The following is a 19,177-nucleotide window of genomic DNA, read 5'->3' on the forward strand; positions in this document are numbered from 1 at the left end:
ATTATAACATATTTCATAAAGAATCATGTTCATTCAGCCCCACTTATGTAAAGTAAAAAGCTAGGAAGAACTTCTCCCTAGCTTTCTATTACTCTTCTTCTGCATCAACTATAAAGTTCGGATCTAATTCTTCAAATTCATCATCAGCAATTTGGAAATCATCATCTGATTCTACGCAGCCTTCAGGATTTACACTTACACAAATTTTCGTTTCTCCAACTACTTCTGTTACAAATTCACGTTCTACAGTTACAACAATTTTATTACCATTTGGTGATACAAGTGCTTCTAAACAATTTGGCGGCTGAATAACACGAGCAATAATTTCTAAATCGTCACCAGAAAAGTTTTTATCACGATAACCAATACTTACTTCGTCCGTGTAGTTCACACGTTCTGTTACAACTTCAGTCTTTGTATTTCCATCAAATGAATACCAAGTGTTCACATCATAGAAACCTTCAATTTCCACATGTTTTCCATTCTTTCTTGCTTCGTACGAGTGGTTAATTACCCAGCACCCTAAAATACTTGTTGGCTCATTATTCGATTCACATGTATGCGTTGACTTTGTATACTTACGTCCTTTTCCAACCACTGCTTTTGTAATAATCTCTCTAAATTCGGACATTCGTAACCCTCCTCAATCACTATTCACTTAATCATATGCGTGACAATAGCGGAATGTGTCATTCTTTTTTTGAGAAGAACTTACGTTTAATCCACAAAAAAAAAGAGATGTCAATATGACATCTCTTTAACAACCACAATTTCCTTTTTTACTTTCTACCGCTGCGCCAGTTTCACCCTTTAGTACATCGCCACCAGTTGAAATTAATATTTCATCTGTTACGTTGTTAGAAATTGTACTAGCAACTAACTGTAATAAGTCATTTACGTATGTTTGTGAAGATTTAAATTGTTGTACGACTGGAATACTGTCTAACTTATCTTGCAATGCATCAATTTCAGCTTCTACCTTTTTTAAAGCTTCCCATTTCCCGTAATGTTGCAAGTTTACTGCTTGTTTTTGCAGTGCTTTAATTTCATCGATTGCGCGCTTTACATTTTCATTTTTATGAATTTGCGCCTCTGCTTTCTTAAAAAAATCAACTTCTTCTGTTTCAGAAATCATTTTTGCTAATTCTTTCGCTTGTTCAACAATGTCATCTTTCGAATATACTTTCATCTATTATTTCACCTCAATCGGCTCTTCAACTAATTCCCCGTTAAGAGACCAAGTTTTTGCTTCCGTTATTTTCACTTTCACAAGCTGACCAATTAAAGATTTTGAAGCGACGAAGTTTACAAGTTTATTCGTACGAGTATAACCTGCAAGTACTTCCGGATTATTTTTACTTTCCCCATCAACTAACACTTCTACAATTTGACCTTTGTAACGACTATTCTTTTCAATTGCCAACGTATTTACTAGTGTATTTAAGCGCTGAAGACGTTCTTTCTTTACTTCCATCGGTACATTATCTTTCATTTTTGCAGCTGGTGTACCTTCGCGAGGAGAATAAATGAATGTAAAGGCAGTATCAAACCCTACTTCACGATATAACGACATCGTTTCTTCAAATTGCTCATCTGTTTCATTTGGAAAACCAACGATAATATCTGTTGTTAATACTACATCTGGAATTGCTTCTTTAATTTTTCTTACAAGTTCTAAATAATGCTCACGCGAATATTTACGTGCCATAATTTTCAGCATATCTGTACTTCCAGATTGAACTGGTAAATGGATATGTTCTACTAGGTTGCCACCTTTTCCAAGCACTTCAATTAAGTGATCATCGAAATCACGTGGATGGCTCGTTGTAAAACGAATACGGGCAATATCAACTTTACGAAGTTCGTCCATTAAATCGCCAAGACCGTATTCTATATCTTCAAAGTCTTTACCATATGCATTTACGTTTTGTCCAAGTAAAGTAATTTCTTTATAACCATTTGCAGCTAAATGACGAATCTCTTGGATAATATCTTCTGGACGTCTACTTCGCTCTTTTCCGCGTGTATACGGTACAATACAATACGTACAGAATTTATCACAGCCATACATAATATTTACCCACGCTTTAATATCACCACGACGTACTTTCGGAAGGTTTTCAATTACGTCACCTTCTTTTGACCAAACTTCAACTACCGTCTCTTTCGAGAACATCGCATCTTTTAGAATATACGGTAGTCTATGAATATTATGCGTTCCAAATACCATATCTACATGCTGATTTTTTTGCATAATTTTATTTACAACAGATTCCTCTTGAGACATACAACCACATACACCAATTAAAAGGTCTGGATTTCTTCGTTTGAGTGACTTTAAATGGCCTAGCTCACCAAACACCTTATTTTCAGCATTTTCACGAATTGCACAAGTGTTTAATAAAACTACATCTGCATCCTCAGTTGAAAAAGTTGGTTCATATCCAAGTGCTGTGAAAATACCTGCCATTACTTCCGTATCATGCTCATTCATTTGACAACCATATGTACGAATATAGAACTTTCTTCCTGTACCAAAATTGCGAAACTCTTCAGGTAAGCCAAAATCCCGTTCAATTTTAACTTCTTCTTTCCCACGCTTTTTCGCATCCTTTAAGGAAGGTGGTTGATATACACTTTCAAAGTATTTACTATAATCTTTCTCTTCTTTTTTCGTAGAGGAATTTGCTTGTTGACTTGCTAATCGTTGTTGCTCGTTCATCGGTAATCTCCTTTCACCCTTAACTATACACACTCTATAGTCCATTTTAATGCGCTTAGACTCACCTCAAAAATGGTTAGATAGCTGGAGAGATAACTTGTCCTTTGAAACTTGAGTAATCAATCTAATCATTCATAAGAATGAAGTCTTCCCCACGCAAATAGACATTCCCTTTTTATCATTTCTTGTTGTCCTACCCAAAAGCATATTGCTTTATCCCTATAAACATTACCATAGTATGACGTGTTTCGCCAATTTTAACAATACAAAGGCCTTTTATTACCTTACATTTCATAAGCAATGAACTTGCCATTTTCATACAACGATTTATATATTATTTTATCATTCTGAATTTTCTAAGTAAATAAGACTACCCTATATTTTTGTACATAAAAAAAGGTTGCCAAATCGGCAACCTTTTTTTCTTACATTACATAAATTCAGCAACAAGCTCATCAAACATTTTCTGATCCATATTTAAATCAGATTTCACTAAAGGCTCTTCACTATAGCCTTTAACAAGTTCTTGATATGATGGTTGCTTAGTATTTTGATAAATTAACCCTGTTACTAAACCGTTATTTTCCATTAAAGTTTGCATAGCCATCATGCGATTAGATGGATCATATCCCTCTACTGTGCTTAGTTTCGTTAAGTTCTCTTTAAACCAATCGTAAGTATTTACTTTATTGTAAGTAACACATGGGCTAAATACGTTAATTAATGAAAATCCTTTATGGTTAATACCAGCTTCAATAATTTGTGTTAATTCTTTTAAATCACTCGAAAAGCTTTGCGCCACAAATGTCGCACCAGCTGTTAAGGCCATTTCCATTACATTTAGTGATGGTTCAATTGAACCTTGTGGTGTGCTTTTCGTTTTAAATCCAGCTTCACTACGTGGTGAAGTTTGCCCTTTTGTTAATCCATAAATTTGGTTATCCATTACGATGTACGTAATGTCGATATTACGACGAATAGAATGGATTGTATGTCCCATACCAATCGCAAATCCATCACCGTCACCACCTGAAGCGATAACTGTTAAATCACGATTTGCCATTTTCACACCTTGTGCAATCGGAAGGGCACGACCATGAATACTATGCACACCATATGAATTAATATAACCTGAAATACGGCCTGAACAGCCGATACCAGAAATAACAGCAAGTTCATCTGGATTTAGGCCAACGTTAGCTGCCGCACGTTGAATTGCAGCTTGCACTGAGAAGTCTCCGCAACCTGGGCACCAGTTTGGCTTTACACTGTTACGAAAGTCCTTAAATGTTGCCATTTAATACAACCCCTTTTTTGCATTCGTTGTAAATCTCTTTCGGCAAGAATGGGTTTCCATCATATTTTAAAAGACTAGAAATTTTCTCACCATTACCAAGATTCATTTTCATAATGTTAGCAAGCTGACCTGTTGCATTGTTTTCTACTACTACAACACGCTTCGCCTTTTTCACAAGTGGATCGATTTCAGCTGTTGGGAACGGGTGAATTAAACGCACATGAGCATGGTTTACTTTCATACCCTCTTGTTCTAAACGCGTCATTGCCTCTTCGATCGCACCACGAGTTGAGTTAAATCCAACAAGCAATACGTCTGCTTCTTCATGCTTAACATTTTTATAAACAGGGGTATTAAACTTCAAGTTCTCCATTTTACGGAAACGTTTGTCCATTTGATCTTTACGGTTTATTGCTGATTCCGATGGTTTTCCAGTTTCATCATGTTCTACACCTGTAACATGGTGAACACCATTTTTCATACCAGGTAAAACACGTGGTGAAACGCCGTCTTCTGTTACTTCATAACGCTTGAAGTATGCTTTATTTTCACGTTCTGGTAATTCTGCTTCTAAATCAAGCTTACCACGACGAATTTCCACTTTATCTAATTTAAGTGGTTCTACTGTTTGTTTTCCTAACGAAAGCTGTAAATCTGTTAAGAAAATAACAGGAACTTGATATTCTTCAGATAAGTTAAATGCTTCTACAATGTCATAGAAAGCTTCTTCAACTGTACTTGGCGCCATTACGATTTTTGGAATTTCACCATGCGTACCGTAAATCATCGCCATTAAGTCAGACTGTTCTTGTTTCGTTGGTAATCCTGTACTTGGGCCGCCACGTTGTGTATCAACAATTACTAATGGGGTTTCTGTAATACCTGCTAAACCGATTGCTTCCATCATTAATGAAAGACCAGGACCAGCAGATGCCGTTAATGTACGAACACCAGCATAGTTTGCACCGATTGCCATTGTACAAGCTGCGATTTCATCCTCAGTTTGGATTACTGTTCCGCCGACTTTCGGTAATTTTTTAATTAAGTATTCCATAATTTCTGATGCAGGTGTGATTGGGTATGCTGACATAAAACGAGCACCACCAGCTACCGCACCAAATGCGATTGCATCGTTTCCAATCATAAACATGCGTTTTTTACCATCAGCTTTTTCAAGCTGCATCATATTTACTTTCTCACCTAGTAATTCTTTCATATATTGAGAGCCGCGTTTAATTGCGTCCATATTCTTTTGAACGACTTGCTCTCCTTTACGACCAAAGATTTCTTCAACAACATCTAAATAAGCTGTTTCATCTAATCCTAATACTGCACTTGATGCTCCTACAGCAACCATGTTTTTCATTAATGATGTGCCTAATTCTGAAGCAATATCTGTAAACGGTATCACATATAGATTTACATCTGTATTGTCAGGTATTGTTGGATTAAATTTCGCATCCGCAACTACAATTCCACCTGGACGTAGTTCGTGGAAATTAAAATCAATTGTTTCTTGGTCAAAAGCAATTAAAATATCTAAATCATCTGAGATCGCTCGTACTTCTGTTGTACTTACACGAATTTTATTATTTGTATGGCCGCCTTTTATACGTGATGAGAAGTGGCGGTAACCGTATAGGTAATATCCTAATCGGTTTAATGCAATACAGAAGATTTCTCCTGTACTTTCAATTCCTTCACCTTGTTGGCCTCCAACTTTCCATGAAAGTTGACTAATCATCTCCTACACCCCTTTTGGCTGCATTCATTGTAGTGTATTTTTTTACAGTAATAGTTTAGCATTTTTTATGCAAATAAACTACAACGGACGCAAATTATGCCTCTTCTGATTTCCCTGAATCTTTAGTATAAAGCTATTTTGTTTTTCATTCTAGTATTAGGTCTTAAAAAAAGCAATAAAATCAAATGAATTAATTTTAATTTTTCTGAATTTTAAATCAGAATTTAAAAACTCATATGTTCTACAAAATTATCATATAAAAATCGTTCTACAGTAGATGTAGCATAGTGTTTACAAAGCTCATTCATTACATTTTCATAATCTCGATACGCTGATACATTTACAACTGTTTCTAAAATCCCATCAAAATCGGAACCAAATCCTATATTGCGCTCTCCACCTAATGAACAAATATATTCGATATGTCTTACTATATTTGCTACATTCGCTTGTTTTTCATTTGTTAGAAACTGCGGTACAAAAGTGACACCAATCATGCCATTTCGCTTTATAAGAGCTTTAAGTTGTTCATCGTTTAAATTACGTGGGTGCTCGCAAAGTTTCATACAATTTGAGTGGGAAGCAATAGGATTTTTTGCAATCTCTATAACATCCCAAAAACTTCTTTCATTCAAATGAGACACATCAGTCCATACATGTAACGTATTCAGTTCTTGTACAACATGTTTACCAAAAGTCGTTAAACCCGCCCCACGTGTCTCTAGCGCACCATCAGCTAAGAGATTGGCATAATTCCATGTTAGTCCAAAAGAACGTACTCCTAGGCGATACAACAACCGTAATTTCATTGCATCTTTTCCAATTGCTTCGCATCCTTCTATTGTTAATATCGCTCCAATCTCGTCCTGTTTTAATATGTTAATATCATCTTTTGTCTGAATAAACTTCACACCTTGTAGGGATAAAATTTCATTATAAAAAATATCTACCATTTGTAATGCTACTTCAAATCGGTTTTCATATGCCACTGTTTCTGGTACATATATAGCAAAACATTGTATACTTCCTTTTCTTCTCTTTAACTGTTCAAATGTAATATGTAATTGTGAATCATCTTTAAAATTCCTTTTCCCTTGTGCACTCCATAACTGAAGAAGCACGTCACAATGAGCATCAAAAATTTTCATTTTCATTCCTCCATTATAAAAACAACCTGTTTGCATACTGCAAACAGGTTGTTTAAACTTAACGAGGTTCTACAATTAATTTTATTGCTGTACGCTCTTCGCCATCAATCATAATATCTGTAAACGCTGGGATACAAATCAGGTCCAAACCACTAGGCGCTACAAATCCTCTTGCGATTGCTACTGCCTTTACAGCTTGGTTCAATGCACCTGCACCAATAGCTTGAATTTCTGCTGTTCCGCGTTCGCGAATAACACCTGCAAGTGCACCAGCTACAGAATTAGGGACCGACGTTGCTTTAACTTTTAATATTTCCATTCCGCGTTTCCTCCTCGTTTCTTTAAAAAGTATTAGCAATTATTTCACTTTAACTTATATTCACGAGGAATGGCGCGTATTCCTGCTAAATTTTCGTAATTTTTCTAAAAAATTAAAATATAATAACTTATCTAAAATTTACTCAAAAAATGGTTGATCATCATTAATTAAAATACGTTCAATTTTCTTTGCTTTTCCTGTATTTGGATCCACATCAATTAACACTGCACTTAATTGCGTTCTACCATTTGTTACTTCAAATCGTACTGGTAAGTTTGTTAAAAACTTCTTCAATACTGCTTCTCTGTCCATACCTAATATTCCGTCATACGGCCCTGTCATCCCAACATCTGTAATGTATGCCGTTCCGCTTGGTAAAATACGGTTATCCGCTGTAGGGACATGCGTATGCGTACCTACTACTGCTGTAGCACGTCCATCTACATACCAACCTAGCGCTTGTTTTTCACTTGTAGTCTCCGCATGGAAATCAACAAATATAATATTCGTACGTTTTTTCGCAATATTAATTAATTCATCCACTTTACGGAATGGACAATCAATTGGAGGAAGGAAAGTACGTCCTTGTAAATTAATAACTGCAACTTCTGTTCCATTACAGTTCACAAAGATAAGTCCTTTTCCTGGAGTTCCTTCTGGGAAGTTAGCTGGTCTTGCAAGATATTTTGCATCATCGATGAATTCAAATACTTCACGATTATCCCAAGCGTGGTTTCCAAGTGTAACTGCCTGCGCCCCACACTCTAAAAAGTTTCGATATATTTTTTCTGTAATCCCACGGCCACCTGCTGCATTTTCTCCATTAATGATTGTTACTGTAGGTGTATATTTTTTCTTTAATGCCGGTACGTATTGTTGAATCATACCTCTACCAGGAGATCCTACTACATCCCCAACAAATAATATTCTCATATGTCTTACCCTTTCTATGTACTGCATTTTTTATTGCTATAGCATCAAGTAAATTCCTTATAATATCTTTATTATAAGTTTGCTTCACTTTTATGCTATATAACTAACTGTCTTTATTTTATCCAATTCCAACACAAAAAAATAAAGTGGTGTTTCACCACTTTATTTTGCGTATTCCACTGCACGTGTTTCACGAATAACAGTTACTTTAATATGTCCTGGGTAATCCAGTTCATTTTCAATACGTTTTCGGATATCACGAGCTAAACGATGAGCTTCTAAGTCATCGATTGTATCTGGTTTTACCAAAATACGAACTTCACGTCCTGCTTGAATTGCAAATGATTTTTCAACGCCTTCATAAGACTCTGAAATCTCTTCTAACTTTTCAAGACGACGAATATAGTTTTCAAGTGTTTCACTACGAGCTCCCGGTCTTGCAGCTGATAAAGCATCTGCTGCTGCAACTAAAACTGCAATGATAGAAGTTGGTTCTGTGTCACCATGGTGAGATGCGATACTGTTTATAACTACAGGATGCTCTTTATATTTCGTTGCAAGTTCAACACCAATTTCAACGTGGCTTCCTTCTACTTCATGGTCAATCGCTTTTCCGATATCATGTAATAGACCTGCACGTCTTGCTAGTTTTTCATCCTCGCCAAGCTCTGCCGCCATAAGTCCAGTTAAATATGCAACTTCCATAGAGTGTTTTAAGACGTTTTGACCATAACTTGTACGGTATTTTAAACGACCTAAAATTTTAATTAAATCTGGATGTAATCCGTGAACACCTACTTCAAACGTTGTTTGCTCTCCGACTTCGCGAATATACTCGTCCACTTCACGTCTTGATTTTTCGACCATCTCTTCAATACGCGCTGGGTGAATACGTCCGTCCTGTACTAGTTTATCAAGAGCGATACGAGCTGTTTCACGACGAATTGGGTCGAATCCAGAAAGGATTACCGCCTCTGGTGTATCATCGATAATTAAGTCAATACCCGTTAACGTTTCTAACGTACGAATATTACGACCTTCACGCCCGATAATACGTCCCTTCATTTCGTCATTTGGAAGATTTACAACCGAAACGGTTGTTTCAGCAACATGATCAGCTGCACATCTTTGCATTGCAAGAGATAAAATCTCTTTTGCTTTCTTATCCGCTTCTTCTTTCGCGCGAACTTCACTTTCTTTTACCATAACAGCGATTTCATGAGAAACTTCACTTTCTACTTTACCAAGAATAATTGCTTTCGCTTGTTCGCGTGTCAGATTGGAAATGCGCTCTAATTCTGTTTGTTGCTTTTGAACTAACTCTCCCACTTTGCTTTCCAACTCTTCAATCTGTTGTTGTCTCGCTACAAGAGATTCCTCTTTCTTCTCTAACTGTTGCTCGCGTTTATCGAGCGTTTCGTCTTTACGATCAAGGTTCTCTTCTTTTTGCATTAAACGATTTTCTTGTTTTTGTAATTCGCTTCTACGGTCACGAATTTCTAATTCAGCTTCTGTACGAAGTGTATGAATTTCATCCTTTGCTTCTAAAAGCGCTTCTTTCTTAAGTGCTTCAGCATCACGATTCGCTTCGTCTAAAATACGTCTCGCTTCATTAGCTGCACCATTAATCTTCGCTTCAGCAATAGACTTTCGAACAAAAAAGCCAACAACTGCACCGACTGTTGCAAGCAAAATGGAGATGAGTATCCAAACTGTACTCGTCATGATTTCACCTCCCCTTGCTATGAATGAAAAAAGACTGTCGGCATGTACATTGAATTACAACATACAGCAAAGACCGTCGTCCCGCTTTTTTAAGGGACTTTCTTCATTTCACAATTAAAATGTCATATTATTATTTCGGTAAGATTTAAACCTTACTCCGAATATTACTTCTCTTCTTGAGAAGAGTATATTGTATATAAGAAAAAATATACATTCTCATTGTATCTATCGTAATTTTCATTGTCAAGCGTTGTCTACTTTTACTTTCTTTACCTTCAGCCTTGAATGTGACCTAAATTTAAAAAGTAAGGAGCCTACTATACTGGAAAACCTTAGTAATCCCCATTTTTTTCCTTAAAATATTTAAATATCCCTCTTTACACAACCCATTTGAAGTAAAAAAATATTTTTATCTATAGTATTATGCTCCTTAATAGTAGATAAAAAAATAAAAGACACGAGGCCGTGTCTTTTATTTTTTTAATCAAGAAGAGTTGAATCTTCTGCGCCCTCAGCACCAGAATCTTCACTAATTCCGTGATGCTCACGAATAAAGAAGGCAATTTCTTCTCTTAAATCTGTATTTTCTTTTAAGAACTGCTTCGAATTTTCACGACCTTGTCCTAGGCGTTCTTCATTATAAGAATACCAAGCACCGCTCTTTTGAACAATATCAAGCTCAGAAGCCATATCCAAGATTTCACCTTCTCTTGAAATACCTTCTCCGTACATAATATCAACTTCCGCAACACGGAATGGTGGTGCTACTTTATTTTTCACTACTTTTACTTTTGTTTTATTACCAACGATGTCGTTACCTTGCTTTAATTGCTCCGCACGACGCACTTCAAGACGGACAGTTGAATAGAATTTCAACGCACGACCACCTGGAGTTGTTTCTGGGTTTCCGAACATAACCCCAACTTTTTCACGAATTTGGTTAATAAAGATTGCAATTGTTTTTGATTTGTTGATTGCTCCTGAAAGCTTACGAAGTGCTTGTGACATTAAACGTGCTTGTAAACCTACGTGTGAGTCACCCATATCGCCTTCAATCTCTGCTTTCGGTACAAGAGCTGCTACAGAGTCAATTACGATAATGTCAACCGCACCACTTCGTACAAGTGCTTCCGCGATTTCCAATCCTTGCTCCCCTGTATCAGGCTGTGATAATAGTAATTCATCTATGTTAACGCCTAATTTTTGTGCATATACAGGATCCATTGCGTGCTCCGCATCAATGAATGCTGCTTGTCCACCTTGACGTTGTACTTCTGCAATTGCATGTAATGAAACTGTCGTTTTACCTGAACTTTCAGGTCCGTAAATTTCGATAATACGGCCACGTGGATATCCGCCTACTCCTAGTGCCACATCAAGTGCTAAAGAACCACTAGAAACCGTAGAAACTCTACGCTCCGCTTGTTCTCCTAATTTCATAATTGAACCTTTACCGAATTGCTTCTCTATTTGTTTTAACGCCATATCTAACGCTGCTTGACGATCACTCATTCAAAATTCCTCCTTAACTGAATTGCTAATCTTATTATACCTATTTTCAATTCAATTTGCCAACAAAAATCGAACATTTATTCGATTTTTTTATTTTCTATCAAATAATATCTAAATTTAACCGTAAAAAAAACTAGAAGAAACTTATATCTCTTCTAGCTTTTTATATAAATGATAAAATCCATATTTTGCTGTTCGTTCTCTAATTTGTTGACGACTTCCGCTTAAATTAAGAGGAAAGACTACAGTTGGTTCATCCTTAATCGAAAGCCCAACAAATACTGTTCCTGGTTCTTTCTGTTCTGAAGCATCTGGCCCTGCTACCCCAGTGAAACTAATTCCGATATCCGCTTTTAATACATCCTTAACATTTTCAGCAAGATAACGAGCACATTCTTTACTAACTGCACCATCAGTATGCAACACTTCTTCAGGCACACGTAAAACATGTTGCTTCACATCATTATGATAACAAATGACACCGCCTTTAAACACAGAAGAAACACCAGCGTTTTCAGTTACTTGATTTCCAAAAAGACCACCTGTTAAACTTTCTGCACACGCTAAAGTTAACCCTTTTCTCTTCAATAACTCGATTGCCTTATAATGCAAAAATTCTTGGTCATATCCGTAGAAAAATTCTCCTACTCTTTCTAAAATCAAATCTTCCACATGTTGAATTAGTTTCTCCGCTTCGCTAACATTTTGATGCTTAGCGGTTAAACGTAATGTCACTTCTCCATCATTTGCTAACGGGGCGATTGTTGGGTTTGTTTGTCCATCAATTAAATCTTGCACTTTCACCTCTAATTGGGACTCCCCAATACCGAAGAAACGAAGCACACGAGAATAAATGTTTTCTCCTGTTGTAAAATTACGTAAAAAAGGCTCTACGTAACTTACATACATTGGTTTCATTTCTTTTGGCGGCCCTGGTAATAAAATATAAACTTTTCCGTTCTTATTTACCCCCATACCAGGCGCCATACCGTGGTCATTTGCAAATACTGTTGCTCCATTTAAAACGAGCGCTTGCTTTTTATTATTCTCCGTAAATTCACGGCCTGTACGCTTAAAGTAATTACTTATTAAGGCTAATGCCTTTTCATCATACACAAGCTCTTCATCTAAACTAGCAGCTATCGTTTCTTTCGTTAAATCATCTTTTGTTGGTCCTAATCCACCTGTAAAAATAAGTATATCAGCACGTTCTTCCGCAGCTTCAATCGCCTTTTGCAATCGCTTATTATTATCACCAACAACAGTATGATAGTACACGTTAATTCCGATTGAAGCTAACTTTTCAGATAAAAACTGGGCATTTGTATTTGCAATTTGTCCAAGTAATAATTCAGTTCCAACCGCAATAATCTCAGCATTCATCCCAATTCCCCCATAAACTTCTATTTTGAGTTTACAAAAGCAGCTCTATTTTTCCAGAAATAATCCCATCCTGAAATAACAGTAAAGATTAATGCAATCCATATGAAGATATCTGCAACTGGAATATGGATTAAATTTAAAGGTACATCGTGTAATAAATATGCTGCAATTGCAATAATTTGTGTCCACGTCTTAATTTTTCCTAGCTGGTTTGCTGCAACTACTTCCCCTGTTCCAGCAAGTACAAGACGTAAACCTGTTACCGCAAACTCACGACTGATAATTACAATAACAATCCAAGCCGGTACATATTGCATCTCTACCAATGTAATAAGTGCTGCCGAAACAAGCAATTTATCAGCTAACGGGTCAAGAAACTTCCCTAAATTCGTTACAAGATTATACTTTCTTGCGTAATGTCCATCAATCCAATCTGTAGCTGAAGCAATGATAAAGATAAGTGCCCCCACTAAATGTTGAATTGGCAAATCAACATCACCAATTTTGTATGAACCCCAATCAAAGGGCGCTAACATAATTACCATAAAAATTGGAATTAAGAAGATTCTAGATATTGTAATTTTATTTGGTAAATTCACAGCTATTCCTCCATCATATCAAAAACATTTGTTCATCGAAAAAAAGTCATCGAAGCGATGACTGTTATTGTGCTGGTTGCTCTATCCCTTGGTTTTTAATCACCAATCTTTGGTGATATTCTTTTTGTGGATCTAACGGGAAAGCAAGCACTTGGCCATTCAGTTTAATTTCAACATTCGGTGCACTTCCAATATTAAGTCGTACTTCTTTTAATGTTGATACATCGCGTTTCTCTGTTTGACCGCTTTGTACTGTAGTGTTTAGAATTTCGTTACCCGCATCATCCTTAACATCTACATAACTTGTACCCTTAGCTGAAATTTCCAGTTCTAATGTTTTATTATTATGAATTTCCAAAGTAGATACCTTTCCAGTTGTTCCAACTACTTTCACTTCTTGCTGTCCAGTTGGTTGTGCTGGTTGCTCCTCTTTCTTTGGTTCTTCTTTCTTTGGTTCCTCTTTTTTTGGCTCTTCCGCTTTCACTTCATCTTTCTTCGTATCTAACGGAGAATCTTTCGCTTTTTGAACTTCAATTTTCTCACTTTGAGCGCTTGGAACTTTTTCATCATCTTTTCCAGTTAACGCTTGAAACACAAACCAGATTACCACTCCAACTGCGATGACTAACAGCGCAACTAAGATTTTCGGCATGTGATCTGCAATTGGCCATGATGAAGATTTTTGCATTGTTTCTTGTGTTTTTTGTCCCGTTGATACTTGTGGAACTTCACGCTTTTCAGATTGTGGTATCGTACTCTGATGTTCTACAAGCAGTTCCTCTCCATTTAATCCAACCGCATCTGCGTATTGTTTAATGAATGCACGCGCATAAAAAGCTCCTGGCAATACATCATAATTGCCTTCTTCAATTGCCACTAAATGGCGTTTTTGAATTTTTGTAATCTCATGCAGCTGATCAATAGACAAGCCTTTCGCTTCTCTTGTTTCTTTCAGCTTTTGTCCCAATTCCGTCACTACTAACACCTCAATATTTCTTTAAAAGTCAAACATAGAGAAATTATTTTGCGTACCTTGCTCAATTTCATCTACTAAATTATATTGTATTTCTTCATCATAATCGTTACGCAACTCGATAATATAATCAAAATCATCCAATGTGTATTCTGACTGACTCACAAATACATCAGGATGTTCCACAACTTTCGTTGCAGGCAATCTCATAATTTCACGAACGAGCTGCCAATGTCTTTCGTTAGCACGCTTCGTTGACACAATTCCATCTAGGATGAAAATATTGTCATCGCTATACTCATCTTCAATTAATTGACTGCGAACAGTTTGCTTAATAAGAGTAGATGATACAAATAACCACCTTTTATTTGCACAAACACTTGCAGCAACAATGGATTCTGTTTTTCCGACACGAGGCATTCCGCGTATCCCAATTAGTTTATGGCCTTCTTTTTTCATGATTTCTGCCATAAAGTCTACAAGTAAGCCTAATTCATCACGCACAAATCGAAATGTTTTCTTATCATCTGCATCTCGTTGTATGTACCTACCATGCCTAACCGCTAGCTTATCTCTTAGCTTGGGCGGACGATATTTCGTTACCGTTATGTTATCCATCGTATTTAAAATTGATTCAAGTCTAGAGATTTGCTCTTGATTATCACACATAAGAAGTAACCCACGTCGTGCATTATCTACACCATTAATTGTGACAATATTAATGCCGAGCATACCGATTAACGAAGAAACGTCACCAAGCAAGCCAGGTCGGTTTTTATGTATTTCATATTCAAAATACCATTCAATCATCCAAGATCACTCCCCTTGCTTACTTTACACCTACGTACTATATTATATGATTTCACCCTAATAGGGAAGCTAAATGTATAATCTATCCTGTGTAATTATTATACAAAAAAAGTAGAGAGGAGAATCTCCTCTCTACTTTTACTTATGTTGTACGAACTTAACCATTAAATTTGCAATTGTATGTTGCTCCTGTTCATCAGCAACTTTCCAAAGCTCAGCTAATAATTTCTCTTGGTCATTGCGTCCTTCTACTTCATTAGCAAGATAGTCGCCAACACGAAATGCCATATCTGATACCGCACCGCCATCTAAACCTTTGTCTTGCGCTTGCTCTAAACGTTCTCCTAAAAAGCTCTTCCACTGATCAAAATTATCTAATACTGACATAATTAAGCACCTCACTATTGAGTAATAAAATCATCCTTAATTTGTGCAACTATTCATTTTTTATGTAAGAATTTTTTAGCAGTGCCAACCGCCATTCACTCCGATAATTTGTCCAGTTATGTAAGACGCTCCTGGTGATACGAGAAATGAAACTGTTTTCGCTACTTCTTCTGGTAATCCTATTCTACCTAATGGTATATCTTCAGCAATTCCCATTTTATCTTCTTCAGAAAAAACACTTAACATTTCCGTTTCAATTGCTCCTGGTGCTACTGCATTCACACGTAATCCACTTAAAGAAACTTCTTTCGCTAAAGCTTTCACATATGAATTTTGCGCCCCTTTTACCATTGAATAAAGTACTTCACAAGAAGCCCCTATTTGTCCCCATATAGATGAAACAATTACAATATTACCACTTCTTCTCTCAATCATAGGCGGAAGTGCCATTGAAAGTAATTTATATACGTTCTTCACTTGAAGTTCTACCATATAATCTAATTCATCGTTTGTTACATCTGTTACTAATCCAAAAATACTCTTCCCCGCTGCGTATACAATAACATCAATAGGATGTTCAATTTGTCCCCACAATCGTTCTGCTCCATCACTAGAAGCTAAATTAGCTTGAACAGGGATAACTTCTCCCCATGCCTTCTGCAATTCCAATACCTTTTCTTCACTGTTATTGTAATGAACATAAACTGTATATCCATCTTGAATTAATTGTTTCGAAATAGCAGAGCCAATCCCTCCGCTCCCTCCAGTTACTAACGCATACTTTTTCATAAATTCCCTCTCTTATCTCTACAACTTCAATTTTCACACAACTAAATAATACCCTCATCTTACAATTTTTCAATGATAAGATGAGGGTATCTTTAAAATTTTATTTTTTCGGTAACACCTGACAAACACTCATTTTTTCTTCTGATAACAATAATCCCGCTACTTCTTGTAAGTCTTGAACGGTTAGTCCTTCTAATACAGTCAATGCATCAAATAGGCTAGATTCATTAAACGCGTATCGTGTAAATTGATTTGCAATATATTCTGGTGAATTTAACGAGCGTAAAAAACCACCAATTTTCTTTTTCTTCACTCGTTCTAATGCCGCCGCATCTAATTGATCATAATCTGTTTTTAATAAAATATCTTTTAAACGATCTGCCAATTCATCAGGTTGTTTCGTATCACCACCAACCATTGCAAAACCGAAGTTATTTTCTTCTGTATAGTCATACGAGAATGAATCATCAATAAGTCCTTCATTATATAAAGCTTCGTAATGAACAGAACTTTTTCCAAATAAATAATCTAAAAGTAACGTAAGCGCAATTTCTTGTTTTAAAAGCGCTTGCCCCTTTTCTTTTAAATTAGTCGCTTTAATACCAACTAAACATTTCGGTGTTTGCACAGGCATTGAAATAATTTTTTTCTTTTCATTTACCTCATTTGGTTCTTCTTCAAATGAACGCACAATTTCTGGCTGGTTTTTATAATCTTTTTTCGCTTGATTTTCACGTACTAAATCCATTGTTTTCTCTGGATCAATTGCACCCACAACAAATAATAACATATTGCTCGGATGATAAAATGTTTCATAACATTCATATAATAAATCTTTCGTAATTTTACTAATAGATTCGATTGTCCCCGCAATATCAATTTTAATTGGGTGTTTTACAAATAAGCTATCAATTAACCCAAAGTACAAACGCCAATCTGGGTTATCTTGATACATTTGAATTTCTTGCCCAATAATCCCCTTCTCTTTTTCAACCGTTTTTTCAGAGAAATAGGGCTCTTGTACGAAGTTTAGCAATGTATTTAAATTTTGTTCTACGTTTGAAGTACCTGAAAAAAGGTAAGCTGTTCGTGTGAAGGATGTAAAAGCATTTGCCGATGCTCCTTGTTTACTAAACAATTGGAAAGCATCGTGATCTTCTTTTTCAAATAATTTATGCTCAAGAAAATGTGCAATCCCATCTGGCACACGAATCATTTCTTCTTTCCCTAATGGTATAAATGTATTATCTACAGAACCATATTTCGTCGTAAACGTCGCAAATGTTTTATTAAATCCTTGTTTCGGTAAAACATATACATCTAATCCATTAGGAAGTTTTTCATAATAGAGTGTTTCTTTTAATTGCTCATAAACAATTTTCTCCATTTACTCTCCCTCCGTTCCTTGTAAAAAGTAAATTGTATCTAGTTCAATATTTTTAGCAACTTTTACAATTTCTTCTTTTGTCACACTTTCTATACCTGTAAGCCATTCTTCAACTGGACGTGTACGATCTGAAATAATACCATGATATAGCATTTCTACAAAGCCACGTGGTGTATCAATTGCCTCTAATATTTGATTTTGGATGACACTTTTTGTTTGATGTATTTCTTCTTCAGAAAACTCTCCGTTTTGCATCGCAAGCATTTGTTCTTTAATAATCTCAACTGCTTTTTCATAATTTTTCGCTTCAATTCCTGACATAACAAATAATAAACCTTTATGACTTTCAAAGCGCGATGCTGCATAGTACGCTAAACTATTTTTTTCACGCACATTTACGAATAACTTCGAATGAGAAAAGCCACCAAACAATCCATTGAACAATTGCAATGCAAAATAATCTTCATCTTTATATGTGACAAATGTACGATAACCGATGTGTAATTTACTTTGTTTTAATTCTTGTTTTTCAACAACTTCTTTTTCTTCATTATTTCGTCTATGAAGGAGTACATTTCTTTCTCTCACTGGACGAGCTGAAATAGAAAAATACTTACTTACAAGATCAACGGCGTTTTCTGAAATATCACCAATAATATATAGATCCATTTCATCTTCCGCTAACACCTTTTGATAATATTGATACAGACTTTCATTTGTAATAGACATAACACTCTCTTTTTTTCCATTTGCACTTAAACGATACGGTTCTACTTTGCACATTTCTTCAATTAAACGCTCGTTTGCATAACGCATTTTATCATCATAAGTAGCTTCAATTCTCTGTAACAGTGCTCTTTTTTCACTTTCTACGATAGAAGATAGGAAACCGTTGCCCTCCGTTGCTGGATGTAACACAATATCTGACAACATAGAAAGCGCTTTTTCAAATAACGGTGGTGCATCATGTAAATAAACTTCATTTGCAATGTCTACATAAATGGAGATAATATGGTCTTCCCCTTTTTTACTTACATCTACCGCTAAAGAAGATCCGTATAATTCTTCTAAATATTGACGAAGACGAATTACAGAAGGTAATTTTTCTGTCGCACTTTGCAATACGTATGGCAATAAGGCACGCTCTGTCACCGTCTCCTCATTTAAAGGTGCTTTAAAACGAAATACAAAGGTATTCGTTTTATATTTATCAGTCGGAATAATATGTACGCGCAAACCATCTAACTCATGTAGTTGTTGTTCCATTAGTTTCATTTATAGCCCTCCTTTACGTATATAGGAATATTCCTCTTCAATATACAGTTTTTAGAAATAAAAAATCAACTTTTCTCCCTTATTATGCTTACATATGATTCTTTCTAAAAACTTTAATATGTAAGGAACATAGTAAAATTCCGTATTAAATATATTCTATGTAAAAAAGCCCAC

At 35.9% G+C, this 19,177-nt stretch carries 18 protein-coding genes; all 18 read right to left on the reverse strand.

From position 1 onward, the window contains the following. Positions 1–88: 88 nt before the first annotated feature. The 18 genes from cotE to yfmF all read right to left on the reverse strand — a co-directional run bounded on the left by cotE (position 89) and on the right by yfmF (position 19,003). Complete coding sequence (gene cotE / locus N2V80_RS18580; protein WP_001288799.1) at positions 89–631, reverse strand: outer spore coat protein CotE; 543 nt, start codon at positions 629–631, stop codon at positions 89–91. Between the two features lie 126 nt (positions 632–757). Then, entirely contained in the window at positions 758–1,189 is a 432-nt protein-coding gene (locus tag N2V80_RS18585; RefSeq protein WP_000870461.1) for a RicAFT regulatory complex protein RicA family protein, read from the reverse strand. A gap of 3 nt (positions 1,190–1,192) precedes the next feature. After that, positions 1,193–2,722 carry a tRNA (N6-isopentenyl adenosine(37)-C2)-methylthiotransferase MiaB gene (miaB, locus tag N2V80_RS18590; RefSeq protein ID WP_001005388.1) on the reverse strand — a complete coding sequence of 510 codons (1,530 nt, stop codon included), beginning with the start codon at positions 2,720–2,722 and terminating at the stop codon, positions 1,193–1,195. 430 nt (positions 2,723–3,152) lie between these two features. Beyond that, entirely contained in the window at positions 3,153–4,019 is an 867-nt protein-coding gene (locus N2V80_RS18595; RefSeq protein WP_000190155.1) for a 2-oxoacid:ferredoxin oxidoreductase subunit beta, read from the reverse strand. Continuing rightward, positions 4,006–5,763: a 2-oxoacid:acceptor oxidoreductase subunit alpha gene (locus tag N2V80_RS18600; RefSeq protein WP_000625417.1), complete on the reverse strand. Its 1,758-nt coding sequence runs from the start codon at positions 5,761–5,763 to the stop codon at positions 4,006–4,008. The genes N2V80_RS18595 and N2V80_RS18600 overlap by 14 nt, the downstream gene beginning before the upstream one ends. 224 nt (positions 5,764–5,987) lie before the next feature. Continuing rightward, on the reverse strand, positions 5,988–6,911 hold the full coding sequence (locus N2V80_RS18605; RefSeq protein ID WP_061654840.1) for a dipeptidase: 924 nt from the start codon (positions 6,909–6,911) through the stop codon (positions 5,988–5,990). A gap of 58 nt (positions 6,912–6,969) precedes the next feature. After that, positions 6,970–7,230, reverse strand: a complete 261-nt coding sequence (spoVS, locus tag N2V80_RS18610; RefSeq protein WP_000404341.1) for a stage V sporulation protein SpoVS — start codon at positions 7,228–7,230, stop codon at positions 6,970–6,972. A gap of 138 nt (positions 7,231–7,368) precedes the next feature. Then, complete coding sequence (locus N2V80_RS18615; protein WP_001221095.1) at positions 7,369–8,163, reverse strand: TIGR00282 family metallophosphoesterase; 795 nt, start codon at positions 8,161–8,163, stop codon at positions 7,369–7,371. 162 nt (positions 8,164–8,325) lie between these two features. Further along, positions 8,326–9,888 carry a ribonuclease Y gene (gene rny / locus N2V80_RS18620; RefSeq protein ID WP_000204911.1) on the reverse strand — a complete coding sequence of 521 codons (1,563 nt, stop codon included), beginning with the start codon at positions 9,886–9,888 and terminating at the stop codon, positions 8,326–8,328. A 480-nt stretch (positions 9,889–10,368) separates the two neighbouring features. Further along, positions 10,369–11,400 carry a recombinase RecA gene (recA, locus tag N2V80_RS18625; protein ID WP_001283860.1) on the reverse strand — a complete coding sequence of 344 codons (1,032 nt, stop codon included), beginning with the start codon at positions 11,398–11,400 and terminating at the stop codon, positions 10,369–10,371. A gap of 144 nt (positions 11,401–11,544) precedes the next feature. Continuing rightward, positions 11,545–12,783, reverse strand: coding sequence for a competence/damage-inducible protein CinA (gene cinA, locus N2V80_RS18630; RefSeq protein ID WP_000990688.1), 1,239 nt, complete (start codon positions 12,781–12,783; stop codon positions 11,545–11,547). A gap of 20 nt (positions 12,784–12,803) precedes the next feature. Beyond that, complete coding sequence (gene pgsA / locus N2V80_RS18635) at positions 12,804–13,382, reverse strand: CDP-diacylglycerol--glycerol-3-phosphate 3-phosphatidyltransferase (RefSeq protein WP_001052967.1); 579 nt, start codon at positions 13,380–13,382, stop codon at positions 12,804–12,806. A 64-nt stretch (positions 13,383–13,446) separates the two neighbouring features. Beyond that, complete coding sequence (locus N2V80_RS18640) at positions 13,447–14,358, reverse strand: helix-turn-helix domain-containing protein (protein WP_000137491.1); 912 nt, start codon at positions 14,356–14,358, stop codon at positions 13,447–13,449. Between the two features lie 21 nt (positions 14,359–14,379). Then, positions 14,380–15,165, reverse strand: coding sequence for a DUF3388 domain-containing protein (locus N2V80_RS18645; protein ID WP_000574107.1), 786 nt, complete (start codon positions 15,163–15,165; stop codon positions 14,380–14,382). A 138-nt stretch (positions 15,166–15,303) separates the two neighbouring features. Further along, positions 15,304–15,552: a DUF3243 domain-containing protein gene (locus tag N2V80_RS18650; protein WP_000114450.1), complete on the reverse strand. Its 249-nt coding sequence runs from the start codon at positions 15,550–15,552 to the stop codon at positions 15,304–15,306. A 75-nt stretch (positions 15,553–15,627) separates the two neighbouring features. After that, positions 15,628–16,341: an elongation factor P 5-aminopentanone reductase gene (gene ymfI, locus N2V80_RS18655; RefSeq protein ID WP_000759606.1), complete on the reverse strand. Its 714-nt coding sequence runs from the start codon at positions 16,339–16,341 to the stop codon at positions 15,628–15,630. A gap of 100 nt (positions 16,342–16,441) precedes the next feature. Then, positions 16,442–17,728 (reverse strand): EF-P 5-aminopentanol modification-associated protein YfmH, encoded by a 1,287-nt coding sequence (gene yfmH / locus N2V80_RS18660; protein WP_000411969.1) that lies wholly within the window; start codon positions 17,726–17,728, stop codon positions 16,442–16,444. Continuing rightward, a complete protein-coding gene (yfmF, locus tag N2V80_RS18665; protein WP_000772405.1) occupies positions 17,729–19,003 on the reverse strand; it encodes an EF-P 5-aminopentanol modification-associated protein YfmF in 1,275 nt (424 codons plus the stop codon). Positions 19,004–19,177 lie beyond the last annotated feature (174 nt).

Source organism: Bacillus sp. FSL W8-0640, from assembly GCF_038007725.1.
GTDB lineage: Bacteria > Bacillota > Bacilli > Bacillales > Bacillaceae_G > Bacillus_A > Bacillus_A cereus.

Coding starts and splice junctions, on each gene's coding strand:
- cotE (WP_001288799.1), bottom strand. CDS start 631: ATGTCCGAATTTAGAGAGATTATTACAAAAGCAGTGGTTGGAAAAGGA.
- N2V80_RS18585 (WP_000870461.1), bottom strand. CDS start 1,189: ATGAAAGTATATTCGAAAGATGACATTGTTGAACAAGCGAAAGAATTA.
- miaB (WP_001005388.1), bottom strand. CDS start 2,722: ATGAACGAGCAACAACGATTAGCAAGTCAACAAGCAAATTCCTCTACG.
- N2V80_RS18595 (WP_000190155.1), bottom strand. CDS start 4,019: ATGGCAACATTTAAGGACTTTCGTAACAGTGTAAAGCCAAACTGGTGC.
- N2V80_RS18600 (WP_000625417.1), bottom strand. CDS start 5,763: ATGATTAGTCAACTTTCATGGAAAGTTGGAGGCCAACAAGGTGAAGGA.
- N2V80_RS18605 (WP_061654840.1), bottom strand. CDS start 6,911: ATGAAAATTTTTGATGCTCATTGTGACGTGCTTCTTCAGTTATGGAGT.
- spoVS (WP_000404341.1), bottom strand. CDS start 7,230: ATGGAAATATTAAAAGTTAAAGCAACGTCGGTCCCTAATTCTGTAGCT.
- N2V80_RS18615 (WP_001221095.1), bottom strand. CDS start 8,163: ATGAGAATATTATTTGTTGGGGATGTAGTAGGATCTCCTGGTAGAGGT.
- rny (WP_000204911.1), bottom strand. CDS start 9,888: ATGACGAGTACAGTTTGGATACTCATCTCCATTTTGCTTGCAACAGTC.
- recA (WP_001283860.1), bottom strand. CDS start 11,400: ATGAGTGATCGTCAAGCAGCGTTAGATATGGCGTTAAAACAAATAGAG.
- cinA (WP_000990688.1), bottom strand. CDS start 12,783: ATGAATGCTGAGATTATTGCGGTTGGAACTGAATTATTACTTGGACAA.
- N2V80_RS18645 (WP_000574107.1), bottom strand. CDS start 15,165: ATGATTGAATGGTATTTTGAATATGAAATACATAAAAACCGACCTGGC.
- N2V80_RS18650 (WP_000114450.1), bottom strand. CDS start 15,552: ATGTCAGTATTAGATAATTTTGATCAGTGGAAGAGCTTTTTAGGAGAA.
- ymfI (WP_000759606.1), bottom strand. CDS start 16,341: ATGAAAAAGTATGCGTTAGTAACTGGAGGGAGCGGAGGGATTGGCTCT.
- yfmH (WP_000411969.1), bottom strand. CDS start 17,728: ATGGAGAAAATTGTTTATGAGCAATTAAAAGAAACACTCTATTATGAA.
- yfmF (WP_000772405.1), bottom strand. CDS start 19,003: ATGAAACTAATGGAACAACAACTACATGAGTTAGATGGTTTGCGCGTA.